Source organism: Janthinobacterium sp. (assembly GCF_009923995.1).
GTDB lineage: Bacteria > Pseudomonadota > Gammaproteobacteria > Burkholderiales > Burkholderiaceae_D > Janthinobacterium.
This window is the reverse complement of record NZ_RFSK01000046.1, coordinates 26,648-48,268: the sequence shown is the minus strand read 5'-3', so window position 1 is coordinate 48,268 and position 21,621 is coordinate 26,648. Positions and strand designations below refer to the sequence as shown.

At 61.0% G+C, this 21,621-nt stretch carries 17 protein-coding genes; 5 read left to right on the top strand and 12 right to left on the bottom strand.

The window, feature by feature from the left end; genetic code table 11:
* Both EBS11_RS20440 and tkt read right to left on the bottom strand, forming a co-directional pair.
* Positions 1-522, bottom strand: a 522-nt coding sequence (locus EBS11_RS20440) for a glyceraldehyde 3-phosphate dehydrogenase NAD-binding domain-containing protein (RefSeq protein WP_290605818.1), incomplete at its 3' end; no start/stop codon positions are given.
* A 78-nt stretch (positions 523-600) separates the two neighbouring features.
* Positions 601-2,598 (bottom strand): transketolase, encoded by a 1,998-nt coding sequence (gene tkt / locus EBS11_RS20435; protein WP_290605816.1) that lies wholly within the window; start codon positions 2,596-2,598, stop codon positions 601-603.
* 186 nt (positions 2,599-2,784) lie between these two features.
* On the opposite strand from tkt, the gene EBS11_RS20430 reads away from it, so the two are divergent.
* Positions 2,785-3,510, top strand: a complete 726-nt coding sequence (locus tag EBS11_RS20430) for a 16S rRNA (uracil(1498)-N(3))-methyltransferase (RefSeq protein ID WP_290605814.1) — start codon at positions 2,785-2,787, stop codon at positions 3,508-3,510.
* Between the two features lie 198 nt (positions 3,511-3,708).
* Here the strand turns inward: EBS11_RS20430 and EBS11_RS20425 are convergent, their stop codons facing one another.
* The 3 genes from EBS11_RS20425 to EBS11_RS20415 all read right to left on the bottom strand — a co-directional run bounded on the left by EBS11_RS20425 (position 3,709) and on the right by EBS11_RS20415 (position 7,522).
* A complete protein-coding gene (locus EBS11_RS20425) occupies positions 3,709-6,579 on the bottom strand; it encodes a TonB-dependent receptor (protein ID WP_290605812.1) in 2,871 nt (956 codons plus the stop codon).
* 331 nt (positions 6,580-6,910) lie between these two features.
* A complete protein-coding gene (locus EBS11_RS20420) occupies positions 6,911-7,159 on the bottom strand; it encodes a hypothetical protein (RefSeq protein ID WP_290605810.1) in 249 nt (82 codons plus the stop codon).
* Between the two features lie 102 nt (positions 7,160-7,261).
* A complete protein-coding gene (locus EBS11_RS20415) occupies positions 7,262-7,522 on the bottom strand; it encodes a hypothetical protein (protein WP_290605808.1) in 261 nt (86 codons plus the stop codon).
* A gap of 303 nt (positions 7,523-7,825) precedes the next feature.
* On the opposite strand from EBS11_RS20415, the gene EBS11_RS20410 reads away from it, so the two are divergent.
* Positions 7,826-9,460 (top strand): NAD(P)/FAD-dependent oxidoreductase, encoded by a 1,635-nt coding sequence (locus EBS11_RS20410; protein ID WP_290605806.1) that lies wholly within the window; start codon positions 7,826-7,828, stop codon positions 9,458-9,460.
* Between the two features lie 84 nt (positions 9,461-9,544).
* Here EBS11_RS20410 and EBS11_RS20405 read toward each other — a convergent pair whose 3' ends face one another.
* The 7 genes from EBS11_RS20405 to glnA form a co-directional block, all read right to left on the bottom strand.
* Positions 9,545-12,193 carry a TonB-dependent receptor gene (locus tag EBS11_RS20405; RefSeq protein ID WP_290605804.1) on the bottom strand — a complete coding sequence of 883 codons (2,649 nt, stop codon included), beginning with the start codon at positions 12,191-12,193 and terminating at the stop codon, positions 9,545-9,547.
* 441 nt (positions 12,194-12,634) lie between these two features.
* Complete coding sequence (locus tag EBS11_RS20400; RefSeq protein ID WP_290605802.1) at positions 12,635-14,023, bottom strand: GAF domain-containing sensor histidine kinase; 1,389 nt, start codon at positions 14,021-14,023, stop codon at positions 12,635-12,637.
* Between the two features lie 134 nt (positions 14,024-14,157).
* Positions 14,158-15,123 carry a magnesium/cobalt transporter CorA gene (gene corA, locus EBS11_RS20395; protein ID WP_290605800.1) on the bottom strand — a complete coding sequence of 322 codons (966 nt, stop codon included), beginning with the start codon at positions 15,121-15,123 and terminating at the stop codon, positions 14,158-14,160.
* A gap of 144 nt (positions 15,124-15,267) precedes the next feature.
* Positions 15,268-16,758, bottom strand: a complete 1,491-nt coding sequence (gene ntrC, locus EBS11_RS20390) for a nitrogen regulation protein NR(I) (protein ID WP_290605798.1) — start codon at positions 16,756-16,758, stop codon at positions 15,268-15,270.
* Between the two features lie 48 nt (positions 16,759-16,806).
* On the bottom strand, positions 16,807-17,895 hold the full coding sequence (gene glnL / locus EBS11_RS20385) for a nitrogen regulation protein NR(II) (RefSeq protein WP_290605796.1): 1,089 nt from the start codon (positions 17,893-17,895) through the stop codon (positions 16,807-16,809).
* Between the two features lie 5 nt (positions 17,896-17,900).
* The gene (locus EBS11_RS20380) at positions 17,901-18,383 is read right to left on the bottom strand and encodes a DUF4124 domain-containing protein (RefSeq protein ID WP_290605819.1); all 483 of its coding nucleotides are present in this window, start codon (positions 18,381-18,383) and stop codon (positions 17,901-17,903) included.
* A gap of 182 nt (positions 18,384-18,565) precedes the next feature.
* Positions 18,566-19,981: a type I glutamate--ammonia ligase gene (glnA, locus tag EBS11_RS20375; protein WP_070219258.1), complete on the bottom strand. Its 1,416-nt coding sequence runs from the start codon at positions 19,979-19,981 to the stop codon at positions 18,566-18,568.
* A 385-nt stretch (positions 19,982-20,366) separates the two neighbouring features.
* On the opposite strand from glnA, the gene EBS11_RS20370 reads away from it, so the two are divergent.
* The 3 genes from EBS11_RS20370 (at position 20,367) to EBS11_RS20360 (ending at position 21,617) form a co-directional block, all read left to right on the top strand.
* Positions 20,367-20,828 (top strand): rhodanese-like domain-containing protein, encoded by a 462-nt coding sequence (locus EBS11_RS20370; protein ID WP_290605793.1) that lies wholly within the window; start codon positions 20,367-20,369, stop codon positions 20,826-20,828.
* A gap of 157 nt (positions 20,829-20,985) precedes the next feature.
* Entirely contained in the window at positions 20,986-21,336 is a 351-nt protein-coding gene (locus EBS11_RS20365) for a type II toxin-antitoxin system RelE/ParE family toxin (protein WP_290605791.1), read from the top strand.
* Positions 21,333-21,617 (top strand): Fis family transcriptional regulator, encoded by a 285-nt coding sequence (locus tag EBS11_RS20360; protein WP_290605789.1) that lies wholly within the window; start codon positions 21,333-21,335, stop codon positions 21,615-21,617. Before EBS11_RS20365 ends, EBS11_RS20360 begins: the two co-directional genes overlap by 4 nt.
* The last annotated feature ends 4 nt before the right edge of the window (positions 21,618-21,621 follow it).

The following is a 21,621-nucleotide window of genomic DNA, read 5'->3' as shown; positions in this document are numbered from 1 at the left end:
TTCGATGCCGATGGCGTCGTTCAGCGGCTTGACCAGCGGTGCCAGGCAGTTGGTGGTGCACGACGCGTTCGAGATGACGGTGTCCGTCGATTTCAGGACCGAGTGGTTCACGCCGAACACGACGGTGGCGTCGACGTCCTTGCCGCCTGGTGCCGAGATGATGACTTTCTTGGCGCCGCCCTTCAGGTGAGCCGATGCTTTCTCTTTGGTGGTGAAGAAGCCCGTGCATTCCAGCACGACGTCCACGCCCAGCTCGCCCCATGGGATTTCAGCCGGATTGCGCTGTGCAAACACGCGGATCGGATCGCCGTTCACGATCATGTTGTCGCCTTCGACGGTAACCGTGCCCGGGAACTTGCCGTGCGCGGTGTCGTAGCGGGTCAGGTGGGCGTTCGATTTGGCATCGCCCAGGTCGTTGATGGCAACGATCTGGATATCCTGTTTCTTGCCGCCTTCGTAGAAAGCGCGCAACACATTACGGCCGATGCGGCCATAGCCATTGATTGCAACTTTGATCGTCATACTCTGCTCCTGATTAAAAAAAAGGTATCAGCACAGCACCCCGGTCAGCACATGGCCAGGGTCTGCTCAAAATCAATATTAGCCAGCGATAACAGCTTTAACCTTGGCTACGACGTTCTCGACCGTGAAGCCGAAGTGCTTGAACAGCACGCCGGCCGGCGCCGATTCGCCAAACGTGTCGATACCGACGACGGCGCCTTCCAGGCCGACATATTTGTACCAGAAGCTGGTCACGCCCGCTTCGATGGCCACGCGCGGCACGCCCTTCGTCAGCACGCTGGCCTTGTAGGCGGCGTCCTGGCGGTCGTACACGTCGGTCGACGGCATCGACACGACGCGCACATTGATGCCTTCCGACGCCAGCGCGCTGGCGGCAGCGACGGCCAGTTCCACTTCGGAACCGGTGGCGATCAGGATGGCCTTGGCGTCGGCCACGTCGTTGAGCACATAGCCGCCGCGGAAGATGTTCTCGATCTGTTCGGCGCTACGCTCCTGGTACGGCAGGTTCTGGCGCGAGAAGATCAGGGTCGACGGGCCATCCTTGCGGCGCACGGCGGCGCCCCAGGCAGCGGCCGACTCGACGGTGTCGCATGGACGCCAGTTGTCCAGGTTCGGGATCAAGCGCATCGACGAGACGTGTTCGACCGATTGGTGCGTCGGGCCGTCTTCGCCCAGGCCGATCGAATCGTGGGTGAACACGAAGATCGAACGCAGTTTCATCAGGGCAGCCATGCGCAGCGCATTGCGGCTGTAGTCGGAGAACGTCAGGAACGTGGCGCCGAACGGGATGTAGCCGCCGTGCAGGGTGATGCCGTTCATGATGGCGCTCATGCCGAATTCGCGCACGCCGTAGTTGATATGGTTGCCAGGCTGGCCCGAACGCACGGCCACGCACTCTTTCCAGTTGGTCAGGTTCGAACCGGTCAGGTCGGCCGAGCCGCCGAGGAATTCCGGCAGCGACGAGGCCAGTGCCTGGATGGCGTTCTGGCTGGCCTTGCGGGTGGCGATGTTTTCTTTCTTTTCCACGCAGGAAGCGATGGCGGCGCTCAGGGCCGCTTCGAATGCCTGTGGCAGGTCGCCCTGCATGCGGCGCGACAGCTCGGCGGCTTGCTGCGGGAACTCCTTGCCATAGGCGGCGAAACGCTCGTTCCAGTCCGCTTCCAGCAGGGCGCCTTGTTTCTTGGCATCCCAGGCTGCGTACACGTCGGCCGGCATCTCGAACGGTGCGGCATCCCAGCCGATGTATTCGCGCACGGCAGCGATTTCCTTGTCGCCCAGCGCGGCGCCGTGGACCTTGTCGCCGCCTTGCAGGTTCGGCGAACCCTTGCCGATGATGGTCTTGCAGCAGATCAGGGTTGGCTTCGACGCGGTCTTGGCGGCGGCGATGGCGGCGGCCACGGCGGCCACATCATGGCCGTCGACGGCGCGGATGACGTTCCAGCCGTACGCTTCGAAGCGGGCCGGGGTATCGTCCGTGAACCAGCCTTCGACCTTGCCGTCGATGGAAATGCCGTTGTCGTCGTACAGGGCGATCAGCTTGTTCAAGCCCAGGGTGCCGGCCAGTGCGCACACTTCGTGCGAAATGCCTTCCATCAGGCAGCCGTCGCCGACGAAGGCGTAGGTGTAGTGGTTGACGATGTCGTAACCAGGCTTGTTGAATTCAGCGGCCAGCAACTGCTCCGACAGGGCCATGCCGACGGCGTTGGCGATGCCCTGGCCCAGCGGGCCGGTGGTCGTTTCCACGCCCGGCGTGATATCGACTTCCGGGTGGCCCGGGGTTTTCGAATGCATCTGGCGGAAAGCCTTGATGTCCTCCATCGACAGGTCGTAGCCCGTCAGGTGCAGCAGCGCATAGTGCAGCATCGAGCCGTGGCCGTTGGACAACAGGAAACGGTCGCGGTTCTGCCATTTCGGGTTCGCGGGATTGTGGCGATAATGACCACTCCACAGGGCAACTGCGATCTCGGCCATGCCCATCGGCATGCCTGGATGGCCGGAATTGGCCTTTTGCACAGCGTCCATTGCCAGTGCGCGGATCGCATTGGCCATTTTGGTAGTCGGGAGCGTAGTTGTCATGATGGTGTGGGTCAGTCGCGAGTTTGGGATTCGTTTGCAACAGCGCGGACAGGGAAGCCGGCTGCTTTCTGTAGTCAACTATTTTACCAGACTGGGGGGCTGCAAATTAGAATTGCGCCGTACTGGTGCGCCAAATGGCTATACTTTGACGTCTTTCCATCCCAATTTGCCCCATTTAGGATTTGCATGCCGCGTTTTTTCTGCCCCCAGCCGCTCGTCGCCGGCACCACCGTCCCCCTGCCGGAGGCCGTCGCCCACCACATCCAGGTCGTGCGCCTGGCACCGGGCGACCTCATCACCCTGTTCAATGGCGAAGGGGGCGAAGTGCAGGCCAGCCTGGTGGCGGTGGCCAAGCGCAGCGTGACGGCGGAGGTGCAGACGCACGTGGCGCGCGAGGCGGAATTGCCGTATGCCGTGACCCTGGCGCAGGCGCTGCCGGAAGCGTCGAAGATGGACTGGATCATCGAAAAGGCCATCGAACTGGGCGCCGCGGGCATCGTGCCGCTGGCGGCGCAGCGCTGCGTCGTGCGCCTGTCCGCCGAGCGGGCCGAGAAAAAAATGGCGCATTGGCAAGGCATCATCGTCTCGGCCTCGGAACAAAGCGGCCGCAACCGCCTGGCGCAGCTGGCGCCGCTGCAGGAATTCAATAGCTGGAGCAAACAGCAGAATGCACAGGCGCGCATCATCCTGACGCCACGGGCGGAGCAGTCGCTGGCCGAATGGGCCCGTCACCAGCCGCCGCAGGCGGTCACCTTGATGGTGGGACCGGAAGGGGGGTTTTCGGAAGCGGAAGAAAAGGCGGCCCTGGCCGCCGGCGCCATCGGCCTGTCCATGGGCCCGCGCATCCTGCGCACGGAAACGGCAGGCTTGACGGCACTGGCCGCCCTGGCCGCGCTGTGGGGCGGCATGTAGCGATTCTTTGCCCATCGATAACGCCTTGCGCTCACCTGCACTGCGCCAGCGGCCCGACATGGCAGCTACGTTTCGCCAATTGTAAATAGGAAACTGCTGGAGCATCCGGCAACGGACGCAGAAATCAAAAAGGTCCGCCAGGAAACCCTGGCGGACCTTATTCAGACGGTCATCCGATGCTCCTTGCGGAGCCCCAGATTAGAACGACTGGTTGTAGCGAACGTACACGAAACGGTCGATCGGCAGGTTAGGATCTACCGACGACGACGACGACGGGCCAGAGTAGTTGCTGTTGGCGCTGTAGTTGACGGTAGGAGCCTTGTCGAACACGTTGTTCGCGCCGACCATGATGCGGCCTTTCCATGGCGTAGCGTAAGCAACGCTCAGGTCGGTGTAAACATACGCGCCGATCTTGTTGTATGCGCCAATTGGCGATACTGGGTTCGAGCACTCGACATTCGCGCCGAATGCGCAAGCAGCCTTGGTGCCGGACGTGTAACGCGACGTGACCGTTGCGCTCCAGTTGCCCAGGCTCCAATCCAGCGTCAGGTTCGACTTCAGGCGTGGCGAACCCCACTCACCGTTCGAATCGTACCAATCGGCTGTCGCGCTGCTCTTGGTCAGGAACGATTTGACCCAGGTCGATTGCGAATTGATGGCGAACTGGCCGTATGCCGTACGTGGCAGACGGTAGACCAGGCCGATATCAACGCCTTCGGTTTCCATGGTACCCAGGTTGGTATTGCCGCGGCTCAGGCCAACGATCTGACCAGTCGTATCACGCGTCACGTTGTTGCAGAACTCGGAGACGTTGTACAGGTAGCACTGGCTCAGGGTGTATGCCACGCCAACTGCCGTGATGCGATTCTCGATGGTGATCTTGAACCAGTCCAGGGTACCGCTCAGGCCAGGCACGAACGATGGGCTGTACACCAGACCCAGGGTTTTCGTCTTCGCCGTTTCCGGTTTCAGGTTGCTGTTGCCAGCGCCCGTGTTGAATGGAACTGGCGTCTGCGCTGCGGCCGTGACTTCAGCGCCAGTCGCATTGCGTTGACGGAAGGTAGCAGGGACACCGGCTTTCGCGCAATTGGCCGCGATCGTCGGATTGGACGTTTGGCCATACTTGCTGTCACAGATGTCCAGGTAGCTGTCGTACGACTGCGAACCGCCGCCGAAGGTATCGTTCAGCGATGGAGCACGGAAGCCTTCAGCCCAGGTACCACGTGTCAGCAGGTCGTTGACCGGTTTCCACATGAAGCTGGCTTTGCTGTTGGTGGTCGTGCCGAAGTTGCTGTAGTCCGAATAACGGGTAGCCAGGTCGATCGACAACAGTTTTGCGAATGGCGCGTCTTTCAACAACGGCACGTTCGCTTCCAGGTACATTTCCTTGACAGTGTAGCGGCCATAGGTGGCATTGCCAGCCAGGTCGGTCGTCAGGTTCGACTGCGCGAATTGATCCGGGACGTCATAGCCGCGCACTTCGCGACGCTCCAGACCACCAGCCACGCCCAGGGCGCCTGCCGGCAAGGTCAGCAGTTCACCGCTGACGTCGGCGGTGATGCTGTTGACCGTGCTGCCGTACGTTGCCTGACCATTGGCCGCGATGTATTTCAGCGCTGCCGGGGTCGAGGCCGATGGGCCGCCCAGGATATTGAACGGGGTGCACTCCGCCAGCGAAATCGGGCTAGCCGCCGTACCGCACTGCACCACGCCGCTGGAGTTCAGGAACGATGGACCCAGGGCCTTTTTCAGGTTGATCAGGTTCAAATTACCCGTGCTCGACGACAAGCCGGTGACGGCGTTGTGGTTGTAGCCCGTGCTCCAGCTCCATGGCAGACCGCGCAAGGTGAAATCGCCTTCCAGCGATGCATCGATGTGGACGGTCTGGTTCTTGCTGTCCGTGACGCGCGGCATTTCGACCATGCGACGGTAGAAGAACGCATCCGCACCCGTGCCGCCAGTGACGGAAGCGCCGATCGGATTGTAGTAGCTGTTCTTGTCGATATAGACAGGGTATTTCGACTGGCTCAGGCTGTTAACCGGGTAGCCCGCGTTCTGACGGCTGGCATTACGTTCGGAGAACATGGCCGTGCTGGCAAAGCGCACGCCCATCGGCAGTTCGAACGTACCCTTGGTAAACATCGTCGTCAGCGAGTTCGGCGATTCGAACATCATTTGCTGCGTCGAGTTGTACAGATCGTCCACGCCTGCCGCGTACGCATGGTAGCTGGCCGGATTGCGCGAATCCTGGCCAACGCCGTTCGGGTTTTGCCACGTACCGGTGTGGTTCAGGTATTGGTTGACGCCCGTTGCAGCGCCGCTAGCGCTGACTTGACGGTAACGTCCCCACTGGCCGACGCCAAGACCATCGGTCGGATGATTCGGACCGTAGGTCGTCGCCGTGACATCGCGGTCTTTCGACCAAACTACGCCCGACGTCGTGTGCGACAGGCCGAACATCAGCGAGGCTTTTTCATCGCCAGCGCCATAGGAGAAGCTGTAGTCCGAGTTCTTGCCGTCGCCCTTGTCGTTCTGGCCATGGTAGACGCTCAGGTTCGCGCCTTGCATGGATTTTTTCAATACGATGTTGACCACGCCGGCGATCGCGTCGGAACCGTAGATGGACGATGCGCCATCTTTCAGGATATCGATGCGTTCGATCATGGAGGTCGGTACCGTCGACATGTCCGTGTAGCCAGCAACGGTGGTAGTCCAGCGCTTGCCGTTGACCAGCACCAGCAGGCGCTGCGAACCGAGGCCCCGCATGTCGATGTACTGGCCGCCTTGCTCGCGGTTCGAGGTCAGGGTCGAGCCTTTGCTGAATGCTGGAGGGCCAGCCGAAGTCAGTTGATTCAAGACATCGCCAACAGTCACCAGGCCAGTCGCCTGGATCTGTTGCGCCGTCATTTTCAGGACAGGTTGAGCGGTCTCGAGATCGACCTGGCGAATACGCGAGCCGGTAATTTCGACGCGTTGCGGTGCTTCCGCTTCAGCTTGTGCCTGGGCAAAAGCGGTGAGCGTATTCAATGCCAATGCCACTGCTACGGCAATCTTGGTGCGTTGATGCATAAGTTCTCCGATTTGAAATACTACTACCTACTGATCTAGTCAGGCTCTTGTAAACATATGTGAATATGTTTATGTCTTTTTTAATCCAGTGCTGGCGGCCGTGTATCCAACCGTTAAACGCTTTATGAGCGGGTCAGCAAGATTGCTATGACATGGCCATCATCAAACCATTTCCAAAGCGACACTGTCAATAATCGTTGGAAATCGATTCATCAAAGAAACAACACTTTTCCATTAAGCATTTCCTGTTTCTCGTAGAAAAAAGAGCATGTCATGCTTGATAGCAATAGTGCATGCACCAGACGAGGGCAATAGCGAGAGCTATACGAGCTCAACTGCTGCATTGCAGTGCGCGGTCAGCTGCTGCGTGGTGGGCCAGCAAACCAGCAATAGCCCACAAACCGATGGCAATTGCAGCCAAAATCAGCGAATGCATGCAATTTCCCTCTAAAGCAACGCACATAAATGGTGCATCGCTCAATAAAACATCGTTTTTTTTCGCGTACAGCACGACATAAACGAGATTTTTTTTCGCTAGCCAGACGAGGAGTGGCAGAGAGTTGCAAAAACACAACAACATGGGTTAAATCTATCACAATCTCACTTTTTCATTATATGATGCAGAGGCAACAAGAAAGCACCTTGCTGATTTGAACGCCTTATTTAGTATGAAAACATATATTCATATGCGTTCGTAACGCATATTTCTTCTTTTGAAATAATAATTCGCCCCATTTCTATTCCAGGAATAAATAATATTTACAGGAATATAAAATTGCCGCGCGCTGCCCCAATATAATCGGAAAGATATCAAGGGGCCGGCTGATTTTTCACGCCTTAGTATTTCCCGGAAAATACCATTGCGCCGCTTGTAATAACATTGCGGAATACTTTCTGCTCGTCCGCGTCCTAATTTGGGCAGCTTTCCATTATTCGCTTCCATATGCTCCTGTGCTTGCCATCGCGGCTGCACCTGATGCGATCCGCTGCGCACGACCAGGAACCTGTTCCGGCAAATTCCGCTCCCGGTGGCGTTGACCGACCTGGCAATCTGCCGTGACGCCCCTGCCGCCTTCACGGCAGGCTGGCAGCGTCACCCCGCCGGGGCCTGCCGGCCAGGCGCGGCCGCCTCGACCTTCTCAACAAAACGCCAGCTCCGGGTAAAATGGCGGCTTGATGGCCGCGCGCGGCACGTCAACGACTCTCCGCTAGATACGGAGCCCAGCCATTTATATAGACAGATATCATGTTGCGACTCAACGAAGTAAAACTCCCCCTCGAACACGACGAAGCAGCCCTGCCCGCCGCCATCCTGGCGCGCCTGGGCATCACCGCGGCCGACCTGACCGGCTTTACCGTCTTCAAGCGCAGCTATGACGCGCGCAAGCGCAGCGCCGTGGTGCTGATTTACTCGCTGCATGTCGAAGTCAGGAATGAAGCGGCCGTGCTGGCGCGCCTGAGCCACGATATCCACCTGATGCCCGCGCCCGATACCGACTACAAATTCGTCGCCGGCGGCGAACAACTGGCCGGCCACACGAGCGAACCGCGCCCCATCGTCATCGGCACGGGCCCCTGCGGCCTGTTCGTGGCGCTGATCCTGGCGCAGATGGGCTTGCGCCCCCTCATCCTGGAACGGGGCAAGCAGGTGCGCGAACGCACGGTCGACACCTTCGGCTTCTGGCGCAAGCGCGAACTGAACCCGGAATCGAACGTGCAGTTCGGCGAAGGCGGCGCCGGCACCTTTTCCGACGGCAAGCTGTACAGCCAGATCAAGGACCCGAAACACTACGGCCGCAAGGTCCTGACGGAATTCGTCAAGGCGGGCGCGCCGGAAGAAATCATGTATGTCAGCAAGCCGCACATCGGCACCTTCCGTCTCGTCAAGATGGTGGAAGAGATGCGCGCTAACATCGAACAGCTGGGCGGCGAATACCGCTTCGAGAGCAAGGTGGTCGATATCGACATCGTGCCGGGCGCCGACGGCGGCCAGGTGCGCGGCGTGGTGCTGGCCAATGGCGAAACCATCGCCAGCAACCACGTGGTGCTGGCCATCGGCCACAGCGCGCGCGATACCTTCGAGATGCTGCACCGGCGCGGCGTGTACATCGAGGCGAAGCCGTTCTCGATCGGTTTCCGCGTGGAACACCCGCAATCCCTGATCGACAGCTGCCGCTTCGGCCCCAGCGCCGGTCACCCCATCCTCGGCGCGGCCGACTACAAGCTGGTGCACCATGCCAGCAATGGCCGCTCCGTGTACAGCTTCTGCATGTGCCCGGGCGGCACCGTGGTGGCGGCTGCCTCGGAGCCGGGTCGCCTGGTGACGAATGGCATGAGCCAGTACTCGCGCAATGAACGCAACGCCAACAGCGCCATCGTCGTCGGCATCACGCCGGCCGACTATCCGGGCGACCCGTTGGCCGGCATCGCCCTGCAGCGCGAACTGGAAGAGCGCGCCTTCGCCCTGGGCGGCGGCAATTACGATGCGCCAGGGCAATTAGTCGGCGACTTCGTGGCGGGCCGGGCCTCGACGGAATTCGGCAGCGTGGTGCCCTCGTACAAGCCGGCCGTGCACCTGACGGACCTGGCCCCTTCGCTGCCCGAGTACGCCATCACGGCCCTGCGCGAAGCCTTCCCGGCATTCAACAAGCAGATCAAGGGCTATTACAAGGCCGACGCCGTGCTGACGGGCGTGGAAACGCGCACCTCGTCGCCGATCCGCATCAAGCGCCGCGACGATGACCTGCAAAGCCTGAACACGCGGGGCCTGTTCCCCGCTGGCGAAGGCGCCGGCTATGCGGGCGGCATCCTGTCGGCGGCCGTCGACGGCATCAAGGTGGCCGAAGCGGTGGCGCTGTCGATGGCGGCGCGCAGCAAGTAAGGCCGCATCGCCGCCATTTGCGGCGGCGCAAAAAAAACGCCCGGGCAAATCACCCGGGCGTTTCAGTTTCCAGCCTGCCTTTACTTAGAACGTATAGCTGCCGCGCACGTAGATGGTACGGCCGATGGCATCGGCGAAGCGTGGATCATAGCCAGCCTGGAACGTCCTGGTCTGGAGGCTCAATGGCGGTGCGCGGTCGAACAGGTTGCGCACGCCAGCGGTCAGGGTCACGTTCTTGGTGGCAGCGACCGCGCCGAAGGTGTCGAAGGTCGTGTACGACGACACATTGTGGCTTGGGTCCTGGTCGACATAGCCGGATTTGTAATGGCCGGACAGGCCGCCGCTGAAGATGCCGCTGTTCCAGTTCAGCGTGACATTATGCTGCCAGCGGAAGACGGGACCGGTACCCGAGTAAATGCCCACGTTATCCTTCCACACGCCGCCATCCGTATTTTGGTACTCATACTTGTTGATGTAGGTACTGTTGGACACGATGGCAAAGGTGCCGTAGTCGTTCGAGCGCACGCGGTAGTTCAGGCTCAGGTCGACGCCGTTGGTATTGATGCCGCCCAGATTTTGCGTACGCAGGTCAACATAACCGCAGGTGACGGGATTCGGACATTGCGAGCCGTCCGTTGCCAGGTTGCCCGCCGACGTGCGGTGGTAGACGGCGGCATAGGTCACCGGATCGCCGAACACATCATCTTCGCTCAGGCTGCCGATCGAATGTTTCAACTGGATCCACCACACGTCAACACCGATGCTCAGGTTGTTGAGCGGCTCGAAAACGATGCCCAGCGTGGCATTTTTCGATTTTTCAGGCTGGAGGTTCTTGTTGCCGCCGCCCAAAGCCTGGAATTGCTGGCTGCAGTTCGCCGCTTCAGGCTTGCCTGGCAGCGCTTTACCGCCAGGGCAGTTGATAGGGTCATCCTGCTGGCTGGTATTGGTGTACGTCTGCGCCGAGTTGATTTCATACAGCGACGGCGCACGGAAGCCCGTCGAGTAGGAACCGCGCAGCAGCACTTCCTTGGTCGGCTGGAAGCGGAACGCCACCTTCGGATTGGTGGTGTTGCCAAAATCGCTATAACGGTCGTAACGGACGGCCGCCGTCACGTCCAGCGATTTGATGATGGGCACGTTCAACTCGGCATACAGCGCCTGGGTGTTGCGTGAACCTTCGTTATGCAGCTCGGGGTCGATACCGGTACTGGCGACAACCTTGCTGGCGTAGTCGAAGTTGGCGGTGCTGAGGAAGCTTTCATGGGTTGCCTGGCCGCCGACAGCCAGCGCGGCCGAGCGGCCCGCGCCGAACCAGTCGCTCAATTCGCGGCTGGCATTGAAGTCCGCGCCCTTGGTTGTGCCCTTGGCATTCTGTACGTTGCCGTCCAGCGCGGCGCTCTGGATCAGCGCCATGCCGGCAGCGTCCTGGTCGCCATACGGATTGATAATGCCGTTCAATACGCCCTTGGTGATGATGCCGCCATCACTGTAGCCCTTCAGGTTGACCTTGACCTTGTTTTCGTTATACGTCAGTGCGGCGTTGTAGTCCCAGCCGGCGATATTCCCCGTCAGGGCGGCTACCAGACGCTGCTGTTTATTGATGTTTTCGTCCGAACGCGAACCATTCGGCAGATCGCGCCATTTGACGTGGACGAAGCCGGGATTGACGCCGGCCGGTGGCGGCGAGTCCGGTTCCCAGTAGGTCGAGCTGAGCGGAATGTTTGGCACGAAATTGCCATTGCCCGGGAAATACGGGTTGGGCGAGCCGTCGAGACGGGTACGATTCTGAAACAGGCCGCCGTATGGCACGGGAGCGATATGGCTGTAGACCTTGCTTTCGCTGCCCAGATACTCGAGGCTCAGTTCATGGTTCGCATTGAGCTTCAGCGTGCCCTTGACCAGGCCGGTCGTGCGCTCGCTTTTCGGCACGTAGTCGACAAAGCTCGACGTCGTCATCTGGCAGCCAACGCCCAGTGGTATCAGGAAGGTACCGCTGGTGCAGCTAGGCGCGGCCGGATTGCCGCTCTTGCCGTCCTGGTAGTAGTTGGCCGGGCTGGTGGTGGGCGACAGGCCACCCGGGAAACGGGTGTTATACGGACGCTGCGTGCCGGTGATGGCGCGCTGGGCCTGGTGGTCGAGCATCGCGAAGAGGTTGAAGCCATCCTTGTCCAGGTCGCCAAAGCCGTAACCGATATTGGCGCTGTTGGAGAAACCGCCCGATTGTTCCGGCATATCCGCGCCAATGCTGGCGACGCCGCCCTGGAAATCCTTGCGCGTGATGAAGTTGATGACGCCGCCCACCGCATCGCTGCCGTACAGCGACGACGCGCCGTCACGCAGTACTTCGACGCGCTCGAGCGCGGCGAAGGGAATCATGTTCAAGTCGGGCGCCGAGCTGTCGAGCGCATTGTTGGCCAGGCGGCGACCATTCAGCAAGACCAGGGTCTTGTTGGCGCCGATGCCGCGCAGGTTGGCGAACGAGGCGCCGCCAGTGCCCAGGCCGACCACCTGGCTGGTGCCTTGCGAGGCCTGCGACGCGCTCAGGTTCGACATGACTTGTTCGATGGTGGTAATACCCTGTTTCTTCAGGTCATCCATCTTCAAGATCGTGATGGGTACCGATGTTTCACCATCGATACGCTTGATGGCCGAGCCGGTAATTTCCACGCGCTGGATCGGCGTGTCGGATTGTTGCGCCATCGCTGGCTGGGCCAGCATGGTCAGGCCGGCCATGACAGCGCCACCTGTAAACATCAAACGTAAAGAACGAGACAAGACTGTTTCCATCATCATTGCAAACTCCCCTTAATTTTTACCGCATGATCATCATGTAATCTAGCGTCACCGAACATCGAGGTGGCGATCCGCGGATGGCGGCCATCAACTCATTCAATTCTTATCATTGTAAAAAGCGCATTCTTGCCACTGATGAAGGGCTGTATGAACTCAATGGATGATGAATAGCCGCCCTCCAACTACTCTGTTAAAAGCCCAGCCGCCTTCAGCGAACTGAACTTTAATAAGCCATCAAAACACGCGGGATTGGAGAGTGTCAACGACGTACTGATCGTCGCTACAAAAAACAACATTTTACAAAACAGTAATATTGTTTTGCACAATGATGGTGTAGCTTACGCACCAAAAGTCACCATTTTTGCACTGGCGTAGGGAGGATTACTCGCGGCAGACTGAAGCGGCCAGCGGCAGCCGGATATGGATATGGCAGCCGGGACTGCTGTCGACGGCGCTGACCTCGCCGCCCAGCTGCTGCACGATGGTATAGACGATATGCATGCCCAGGCCGGAGCCGCCCTGGCCCCGCTTGGTGGTGAAAAACGGTTCGAACATGTGTTCGCGCACGGCGGGCGCCAGGCCGATGCCGTCGTCGGAAAACTCCAGCAGCAGCCAGGACGCGGCGGCATCGGCATCGTCCGTCTCGATGCGCGCGCGTATCGTGATGCGCCCCGGACCGCCCTGCGGATAGCCGTGGCGGGCGCTGTTCATCAGCAGGTTCGACAGGATCTGCGACAGTTTGCCGGCCGCCAGGCGCACCTGGCAATCGGGGGCGATGTCGAGTTCCACGCCCAGCGCCGCCTTGCGCAGCTCCGGGCTGTGCGCCGACACCAGGCCGTGCACGTAGTCGTGCAGCGCCAGGTCGGCCACGTATTCGCTGACCTGGTCCACGGCCAACTGCTTGAAATTGCCGATCAGGTCGGCGGCGCGCGCGAGGTTGCGCTCGATCAAGGCAGCTGCGCCCTTGAGCGACTCGGCAATATCGACCAGCTCGGCACGGCTGACCTTGGCGCCGCCCAGCAGCTGCACCAGCTGGTCGGCATAGCTGCCCATGCTCGACGCCGCCGTCAGCGCCACGCCGATGGGCGTATTGACTTCATGCGACACGCCCGCCACGAGCGAACCGAGCGCCGCCATCTGTTCCTGCTCGATCAGGTTGGCCTGCGCCGCCAGCAGCGATTCAGTGCGCACGCGCACGATTTCCTCCAGCTGCCGGGTACGCTCCTGGTGCTGCAGCTCGGCCGCGCTGCGGGCCGAAAAGATCGACAGCAGCAGCAAGGCCAGCAGCCGCTTGTTTTCATCGATGGGACGCGTGTCGATGGCCGACAGGATGCCCAGGGTCTGGCCGTCCGTATCGATCAGCGGCATGCCGACATAGCTTTCCGCGTGCATGTCGACGAGAAGGGTATCGTATGGAAAGCGACGCTGGATGTCGCTGCCGTGAAAGCACATGCTCTGGCAGGTCACGTCCTGGCACGGCGTGTGCCGCAGGCTGTATTCAATGTTCGGCTGGTAGCTGTCGCCGCCCCACAGGGCCAGCGTGCGGATGCCTTCGCTGCCGTCATCCATGCGGATCAGGCGCCCGGCGATCACATACTGCACGTCGAGCGCTTCGGCCAGGTCCTTGACGAGGATGCGCAGGAAGTCGTCGCCGCGGGCGCGGGCCGTCGAGGCGGTAATCGAGCGCAAGGCCGCTTCCGCCAGGGTGCGCCGCTGCTCGGGATCGAACAGGGGTTCTTGCGAATTCACATCAAACAACGGAATACTCATGAATGCTCCTGCGCAGCACTGGAAGCACCAGCAACCCTGCCGGCGTGGCAACCCTCAGCCATGGCCCGCGCACGCGGACCTGCCGCGATTGTACCCCTGGCTATTGTTTAATAATACAGATTTGCAGGAATTTTTTACAGCCAGCCGGAACGCTTGAACAGGTAGTACATATAACCGCAGACGCAGCTCATCAGTCCCACGGCCACGGGATAGCCATATTGCCAGTCCAGTTCCGGCATGAACTTGAAGTTCATGCCCCACACGCCGGCAAAGGCCGTGAAGACGGCGAAAATCGCCGCCCAGGCCGCCAACTGCTTGTTCACTTCGCTCTCATCGATGGCCACCATCGACAGGTTCACCTGGATGGCCGTGCTGATCGTGTCGCGGATGGTATCGAGCGTGCCATTGATGCGCGACAAATGGTCATGCACGTCGCGGAAGTATTCTTGGGTATCGTGGCACAGCGGTGGCACGCGGCCGCCGTGCAGCTTGCCCACCGCTTCCATCAGGGGCGCCACGACGTGCCGCAAGACCATGACCTTGCGCTTCAGCTGGTACAGCCGTTCGATATTGTCGCGCTCGGTGCCGCGGTCGAAGATGCGGTCCTCGATCAGTTCCAGCTCCGATTCCAGCGCGTCGAGCACGGGGAAATACCGGTCGACGACGGCGTCCATCAACGCGTACAGGACGAAGGCGGAACCCTGGCGCAGCAGGTGCGGTTCGCGCTCGGCGCGTGCCCGCACGCCGAGGAAGCCTTGCGAGCTGTTGCTGCGCGACGAGAGTACGTAGTTGGCGCCGACAAAAATGTCGACTTCGCCCAGCACCAGTTCATTCTCGACCATTTCCACGGTCTTCACGACGGCAAACAGGGAGTCGCCGTACTCCTCGATCTTCGGGCGCTGGTGGCCCCGCTGCGCGTCTTCCACGGCCAGTTCGTGCAGGCAAAATTCTTGCTGCATCTGTTTCAGCTCGTCCGGCGTGGCGTCGAGCAGGGCGACCCAGACGAAGCAGTCGGGCCGCTCCACGTAATCGCTGATATCGTCGATCGGCAAGTCGGCCAGTTTTTTGCCATCCTGGTAGGCCACGCAGTTTATGAGCATACACATTCCACAATCAAATGAAGAGCGGACGAAACAGTCCGCCAGGCGTCAGCTTACCTTATCGCCTGCATTTGTTGTGCATTCTGGCGTGCAAGGGACGCCGGGAGAAAAGCGGACGGGGTGGGGTCCCCGCCCGGCAAGGCGTCAGTCTTCCTTGGCGCCGTCGATGCCCAGTTCCGAGATCTTGCGGGTGATGGTGTTGCGGCCGATACCCAGGCGCACGGCCGCGTCGTTCTTGCGCCCGTGTGTATGCTTGAGCGCCGTCTTGATCAGGGCCGACTCGAATTGCCGCCCCAGCACGGCCATGACTTCCTGCTGCCCTGCGCCCAGCATGCCGGCCGCCTGCAGCTCCAGCAGGCCGATCCAGCCCGGCGGCGCGCCATTGGCGGGCGCGGCCGCCTCGAAGACCTGGCCGCCATGCCCATGAGCAACACTCGCCGGCGCCGTGTCAGTGGACGCCGCCGTGGCGCCGCCATCGCCCTGCCCCTGCGTCAATTCCAGGGGCAAGTCCTTGATTTCCACCGTCTGGCCCGGCGCCATCACCGTGATCCAGTTGCACAGGTTTTCCAGCTGGCGCACGTTGCCGGGCAAATCCAGGCTGCTGAGGAACTGCATCGTCGGTTCGCTCATGCGCTTCGCTTCCACTCCCAGCTGGCGCGCGCTTTGCACCAGGAAGTGGCGCACCAGAATGGGGATATCCTCGCGCCGCTCCCGCAAACTGGGCAGGCGCAAACGGATCACGTTGAGGCGGTGATACAGGTCTTCGCGGAACAGGCCGTCGCGCACGCGCTGCTCCAGGTTCTGGTGCGTGGCCGTAATGACGCGCACGTTGGCCTTCATGGGCTGGTGCCCGCCGACCCGATAGAAATGCCCGTCGGACAGCACGCGCAGCAGCCGCGTCTGCAAATCAAACGGCATGTCGCCGATCTCGTCGAGGAACAAGGTGCCGTTCTCGGCCTGCTCGAAGCGACCCCGGCGCGTCGTCTGCGCGCCCGTAAACGCGCCCCGCTCATGGCCGAACAGTTCCGACTCCAGCAAATCCTTCGGGATCGCCGCCGTGTTCAGGGCGATGAAGGGCTGCGCCGCGCGCGGGCTGTGCTTGTGCAGCGCGCGCGCCACGAGCTCCTTGCCGGAACCGGATTCGCCCGTGATGAGCACCGTCACGTTCGACTGCGACAGGCGGCCGATGGCACGGAAGACTTCCTGCATGGCCGGTGCCTGGCCGAGAATTTCCGGCGTTTCCGACGGGCCCGACTCGACGCTCGTCTCGCGCAGGCTTTCTTCCAGCGCCCGGCGGATCAGCTCGACGGCCTTGTCGATGTCGAAGGGCTTGGCCAGGTATTCGAAGGCGCCGCCCTGGAAGGCCGCGACGGCCGAGTCGAGGTCGGAAAACGCCGTGATAATGATGACGGGCAGGCCGGGAAAGCGCGACTTGACCGTCTGCAACAATTCCAGGCCGGACGCGCCCGGCATGCGGATGTCCGACACGAGCACTTGCGGCGTGTCGAATTCCAGTGCGGCAATGGCGTCGCGCGCATTGGCAAAACTCTTGGTGGCGAGATTTTCCCGTGCCAGGGCTTTTTCCAGCACCCAGCGGATTGATTCGTCGTCGTCAACTATCCAGATTGGCTTCATTAGTGTGTGCGTCCCGCAATGGATTTCATGGGTGGGATACGCCCCCGCTTATGGCAAGGGCAGAACGATCCTGAAATCGGTGTATCCAGGCCGGCTTTCGCACTCGATCACGCCCAGGTGCTGCTGCACGAAGGTTTGCGCCAAGGTCAGCCCCAGGCCGCTGCCGCCTTCCCTGCCCGACACCAGCGGGTAGAAAATCCGGTCGCGGATCTGGGGTGCGATGCCCGGTCCATTGTCAATGATATGCAAGTCTAATGCCAGGTTGTAACGTACCTTGGCCAAGGTCACCTGGCGCGCCACGCGCGTCTTGAAAATCAGCTCCGCATCGCCCGCCTCGATGCGCTCGGCCAGGGCCTGCGCCGCGTTGTGCGCGATATTCAGCACGGTCTGTATCAGCTGCTCCTTGTCGCCGCGGAACTCGGGAATCGAGGCATCGTAATCGCGCGAAATGGTCAGGCCGCTGGGAAACTCGGCCAGGATCAGGCTGCGCACGCGCTCGCACACTTCGTGGATATTCACGTCGCCCACGATGTGCGGGCGGCGGTGCGGCGCCAGCAGGCGGTCGACCAGGGTCTGCAGGCGGTCCGCTTCCTTGATGATGACCTGCGTGTATTCGCGCAGTTCGCTCAGGTGCAGGGCCGGCAGCTCCAGCTCCAGCAGCTGGGCCGCGCCGCGGATGCCGCCCAGCGGGTTCTTGATTTCATGCGCCAGGTTGCGGATCAGCTCCTTGTTGACCTGGCTCTGGTCGAGGATGCGCTCCTCGCGGTCCAGCTTTAACTGCTGCACGTTTTCGCGCAGCTCGATCAGCACGCTGTCGGGCGGCGCGTCGAGCGCGCTGATGATGCTGTGCACGCGCAGCGGCTCGCGCCCCAGGCGTTCCAGGCTCAGGTCCTGGCGCAAGTCGGAAAATTTATGCTCGAGCGCCTGGGCGCAGATGCCGGCCAGTTCCTCGGGATTGAGGAACAGGGCCGTCAGCTTTTGCCGCGACAGGGCTTTCAAGGAGCTTTCCAGCAGGTTTTCCGCCGCCGCGTTGGCATAGCCGATGCGGCCATCGCCGTCGAGCAGGATCACGGCCGAGGCCAGCAAATCGAGGCCGGCCAGGTGGGCGGGACGGATAGGGTGACTATCTAGGGTCATGTGGATTACCGAATATTCGCGATTTCGCGTTTCAGGGCCTCGACGTTCTGCTGCGTCCGGCTGATGTTGTCCTTCAACTGCGCCACTCTTTCCTGGTACTTGGCATAGTTGCGCTCATTGCCCTGGCGTTCAGGCTGGCCCTCGTTGAATTCCAGGCGCTGCGCCGCCAGCTTCTGCTCTTCGCTGCGCAATTCATCCTGCAGGATCTGGCGCCGGTCCAGGTCGCGCGCCCGCTGCTCGGCGCCATCGACCCGGGGAAACGCGCCGGCGGCCGGCGCCGGCGTCCCCGCCGCCTGTTGCGAAGGCCGCGCCGGGGCAGCGGCCAGCGGCGCCGCCCTGCGCGGCGGTTCCGTCATGGCGCCGGGCAAGTCCAGCAGCTGGCAATGCTTGCCAGCACTCTTGTCCGTGTATGTCTTGTGTCCCTGCGCATCGGCGCACACGTACAGCTGCCCGTGCGCCTGCGCCGCCGCGCCCAGCAAGCCTGCCATCAGCGCCATTCTGTATTGCTTGGTCAATCTTCACTCCTGTCGGCTCGTGCCGCATCATTCCTGCGCCGACTATACAACACTGCACCGGCGCCGCCTTGGCGCGCCGCATAAAAAAACGCGGGCAAGACCATCGCCTCACCCGCGTTTTTATTCAATGCCAGCAACTTGCCGGCATGGCGCCATTACAGCGAGTAGTACATGTCGAACTCGGCAGGATGCGTGGTCATGCGCATGCGCTGCACGTCCTGCATTTTCAGTTCCAGGTAAGCGTCGATCATCGAATCGCTGAACACGCCGCCACGGGTCAGGAACTCGCGGTCCTTGTCCAGCGCTTCCAGTGCTTCTTCCAGCGAAGCGCACACGGTCGGGATCAGTGCGTCTTCTTCCGGCGGCAGGTGGTACAGATCTTTCGAGGCGGCTTCGCCCGGATGGATCTTGTTGGCAACACCGTCCAGACCGGCCATCAGCAGTGCGGCGAAGCACAGGTACGGGTTCGCCAGCGGGTCCGGGAAGCGCGCTTCGACGCGGCGGCCTTTTGGATTGGCCACGTGCGGGATGCGGATCGAGGCGGAACGGTTTTTCGCCGAGTACGCCAGTTTCACCGGCGCTTCGTAGCCTGGTACCAGACGCTTGTACGAGTTGGTGCCCGGGTTGGTGATGGCGTTCAGTGCCTTGGCGTGCTTGATGATGCCGCCGATGTAGTACAGGGCGAAATCGGACAGGCCGGCATAGCCGTCACCGGCGAACAGGTTCTTGCCATCTTTCCATACGGATTGATGCACGTGCATGCCCGAACCATTGTCGCCAACGATAGGTTTCGGCATGAAGGTGGCGGTCTTGCCATAGCTGTGCGCCACGTTCCACACGACGTATTTCAGGTTTTGCGTCCAGTCGGCGCGCTCGACCAGGGTCGAGAACTTGGTGCCGATTTCATTCTGACCGGCGCCGGCCACTTCGTGATGATGTACCTCAACCGGGATGCCCAGCGATTCCAGGATCAGGCACATTTCCGAACGCATGTCCTGGAAGCTGTCCACTGGTGGCACGGGGAAATAGCCGCCCTTGACGGTCGGACGGTGGCCGCTGTTGCCGCCTTCGATGTCCTTGCCCGTCGACCACGAACCTTCGTCGGAACCGATCTTGACGAAGCAGCCCGACATGTCGATCTTCCAGCGCACGCTGTCGAAGATGAAGAATTCCGGCTCAGGGCCGAAGTAGGCGGTGTCGCCCATGCCCGACGATTTCAGGTAGGCTTCGGCGCGTTTCGCGATCGAGCGCGGGTCGCGGTCGTAGCCCTTGCCGTCCGACGGTTCGATCACGTCGCACTGCATGAACAGGGTCGTTTCTTCCATGAACGGGTCGATATTGGCCGTGTTTGGATCCGGCAGCAAGATCATGTCGGACGCTTCAATGCCTTTCCAGCCAGCGATGGAAGAACCGTCAAAGGCGTGGCCCGACTCGAATTTGTCCATATCGAAGTGCGACACGGGAACCGTCACGTGCTGCTCTTTACCACGGGTATCGGCAAAGCGGAAATCAACGAATTTGACTTCGTTTTCTTCTACCATCTTCAAGACTTCTGCGGCTGTCATTGCCATGCGTATCTCCTAAATGAATGTGGGGTGAGCCGACCTTAGTGCGTCTGGGCTGATGAAGCGAAGCAAACATTGCGTGCCACCAAAACTCATAGGGATCATAGCAGATTCCATGCCAGCTCCCGGAGCGTCCCGGCAGCCATCGCCAAATCGCTGTCATCCCAGTGAAAATTTTCGCGCCGGCGATTTCCGCGCCGCATTTGCACCAAATCAGGAATGCACTATACAAGTGCGAAAAACGAATAACGCACCATTATCGTGCATTTCGAAACGATTCTTGAAAAATGCCCATTTATGGTGCGTCGGCAAGATCCCCCGTATTCCCGCTTGCGGGGCGCCAGCGGCGCACTATAATCGTCCACACCTTTCCACTTTCATCGAGGATGCCATGACCACCGCCGCCGATATCCTGAACACCGCCCGCAGCCGCGCCAATGAGGGCACGCCCTATGCGGGCGCCGTCACGCCGCAGGAAGCGTACGAGCTGCTGCAGCGCGATGCTGCCGTCAAGCTAATCGACGTGCGCACCAATGCCGAGCGCGACTGGGTCGGCCGCGTCGACATCGCCGATACCCAGCATGGTGCGGTGCAGTGGGCCACCTACCCAGGCGGCGCGCCGAATCCCGACTTCCTCGCGCAGCTGGCCGCCCAGGCCGGCAAGGACGAGGTGCTGCTGTTCCTGTGCCGCTCCGGTGTACGCTCGCGCCATGCGGCCAAGCTGGCCACCGAACACGGCTATATCAACTGCTTCGACATCCTCGAAGGCTTCGAGGGCGACAAGGATGCCGACGGCCACCGCAAACAGATTGGCGGCTGGTGCAAGGCAGGCTTGCCATGGCTGGGCGCCTGACGCCGGCCGCCTGACTATCTGAACCATGTTTGATCTGGCGGGCCATGCTGCGGCCCGCCATCGGCTACAACCATCCATGCGCGCCCGATTTTCTCAAGAGCGGCGCAGATTTACCTTGCGAACATGTACCTTATATAGTACAACGTAGGAGTGGGTCATGGATGCTTCCGGCTTGCGGCAAATTACCCTGCTGTTCTATGCGAACGGCCATGGCGGCGAACCCGTGCGCGACTGGCTCAAGTCTTTACCCATCGAAGAGCGCCATGTGATCGGGCAAGACTTGATGCATGCGCAATGGCGCTGGCCCGTGGGCATGCCCCTGTGCCGCCACCTGGGGCAAGGCTTGTCGGAAGTGCGCAGCAGCTTGCCCGGCAACCGCATCGCGCGCGTGCTGATCTGCCATCACGGCGATTGCCTGGTGGCACTGCACGGCTTTATCAAGAAAACCCGCGCCACGCCCGACGATGACCTGGCCATCGCCCGCAAACGCTTGAAGGAACTGACATGAACGACACCGCTCCCCACCTCGGCAGCAGCCTCGACGACTTTTTAAAAGAAGAAGGTATCCTTGAGCAAACGCAAACCCGTGCCATCAAGGAAGTGATCGCCTGGCAACTGGCACAGGCGATGCAGGAACAATCGCTGTCGAAGACACGCATGGCGGCCCTGCTGCAGACGAGCCGCTCGCAGCTCGACCGCCTGCTCGACCCTGACAGCGACGTGACGCTCTCCACCCTGGAGCGGGCCGCCGCGCTGCTCGGGCGCAAGCTGTCCGTCACCCTCATTTAAGTCA

Excerpts from the sequence above, each read along its gene's own strand:
- EBS11_RS20380 (WP_290605819.1), bottom strand. The coding sequence starts at position 18,383 with ATGGCAGGCTTGCTGGGCGCGGCGGCGCAGGCGCACGGGCAGCTGTAC.
- EBS11_RS20430 (WP_290605814.1), top strand. The coding sequence starts at position 2,785 with ATGCCGCGTTTTTTCTGCCCCCAGCCGCTCGTCGCCGGCACCACCGTC.
- EBS11_RS20365 (WP_290605791.1), top strand. The coding sequence starts at position 20,986 with ATGGATGCTTCCGGCTTGCGGCAAATTACCCTGCTGTTCTATGCGAAC.
- EBS11_RS20370 (WP_290605793.1), top strand. The coding sequence starts at position 20,367 with ATGACCACCGCCGCCGATATCCTGAACACCGCCCGCAGCCGCGCCAAT.
- glnA (WP_070219258.1), bottom strand. The coding sequence starts at position 19,981 with ATGGCAATGACAGCCGCAGAAGTCTTGAAGATGGTAGAAGAAAACGAA.
- corA (WP_290605800.1), bottom strand. The coding sequence starts at position 15,123 with ATGCTCATAAACTGCGTGGCCTACCAGGATGGCAAAAAACTGGCCGAC.
- EBS11_RS20360 (WP_290605789.1), top strand. The coding sequence starts at position 21,333 with ATGAACGACACCGCTCCCCACCTCGGCAGCAGCCTCGACGACTTTTTA.
- EBS11_RS20420 (WP_290605810.1), bottom strand. The coding sequence starts at position 7,159 with ATGTTGTTGTGTTTTTGCAACTCTCTGCCACTCCTCGTCTGGCTAGCG.
- EBS11_RS20425 (WP_290605812.1), bottom strand. The coding sequence starts at position 6,579 with ATGCATCAACGCACCAAGATTGCCGTAGCAGTGGCATTGGCATTGAAT.
- ntrC (WP_290605798.1), bottom strand. The coding sequence starts at position 16,758 with ATGAAGCCAATCTGGATAGTTGACGACGACGAATCAATCCGCTGGGTG.
- tkt (WP_290605816.1), bottom strand. The coding sequence starts at position 2,598 with ATGACAACTACGCTCCCGACTACCAAAATGGCCAATGCGATCCGCGCA.
- EBS11_RS20415 (WP_290605808.1), bottom strand. The coding sequence starts at position 7,522 with ATGGAAGCGAATAATGGAAAGCTGCCCAAATTAGGACGCGGACGAGCA.
- glnL (WP_290605796.1), bottom strand. The coding sequence starts at position 17,895 with ATGACCCTAGATAGTCACCCTATCCGTCCCGCCCACCTGGCCGGCCTC.
- EBS11_RS20405 (WP_290605804.1), bottom strand. The coding sequence starts at position 12,193 with ATGGCCGGCCTGACCATGCTGGCCCAGCCAGCGATGGCGCAACAATCC.
- EBS11_RS20410 (WP_290605806.1), top strand. The coding sequence starts at position 7,826 with ATGTTGCGACTCAACGAAGTAAAACTCCCCCTCGAACACGACGAAGCA.
- EBS11_RS20400 (WP_290605802.1), bottom strand. The coding sequence starts at position 14,023 with ATGAGTATTCCGTTGTTTGATGTGAATTCGCAAGAACCCCTGTTCGAT.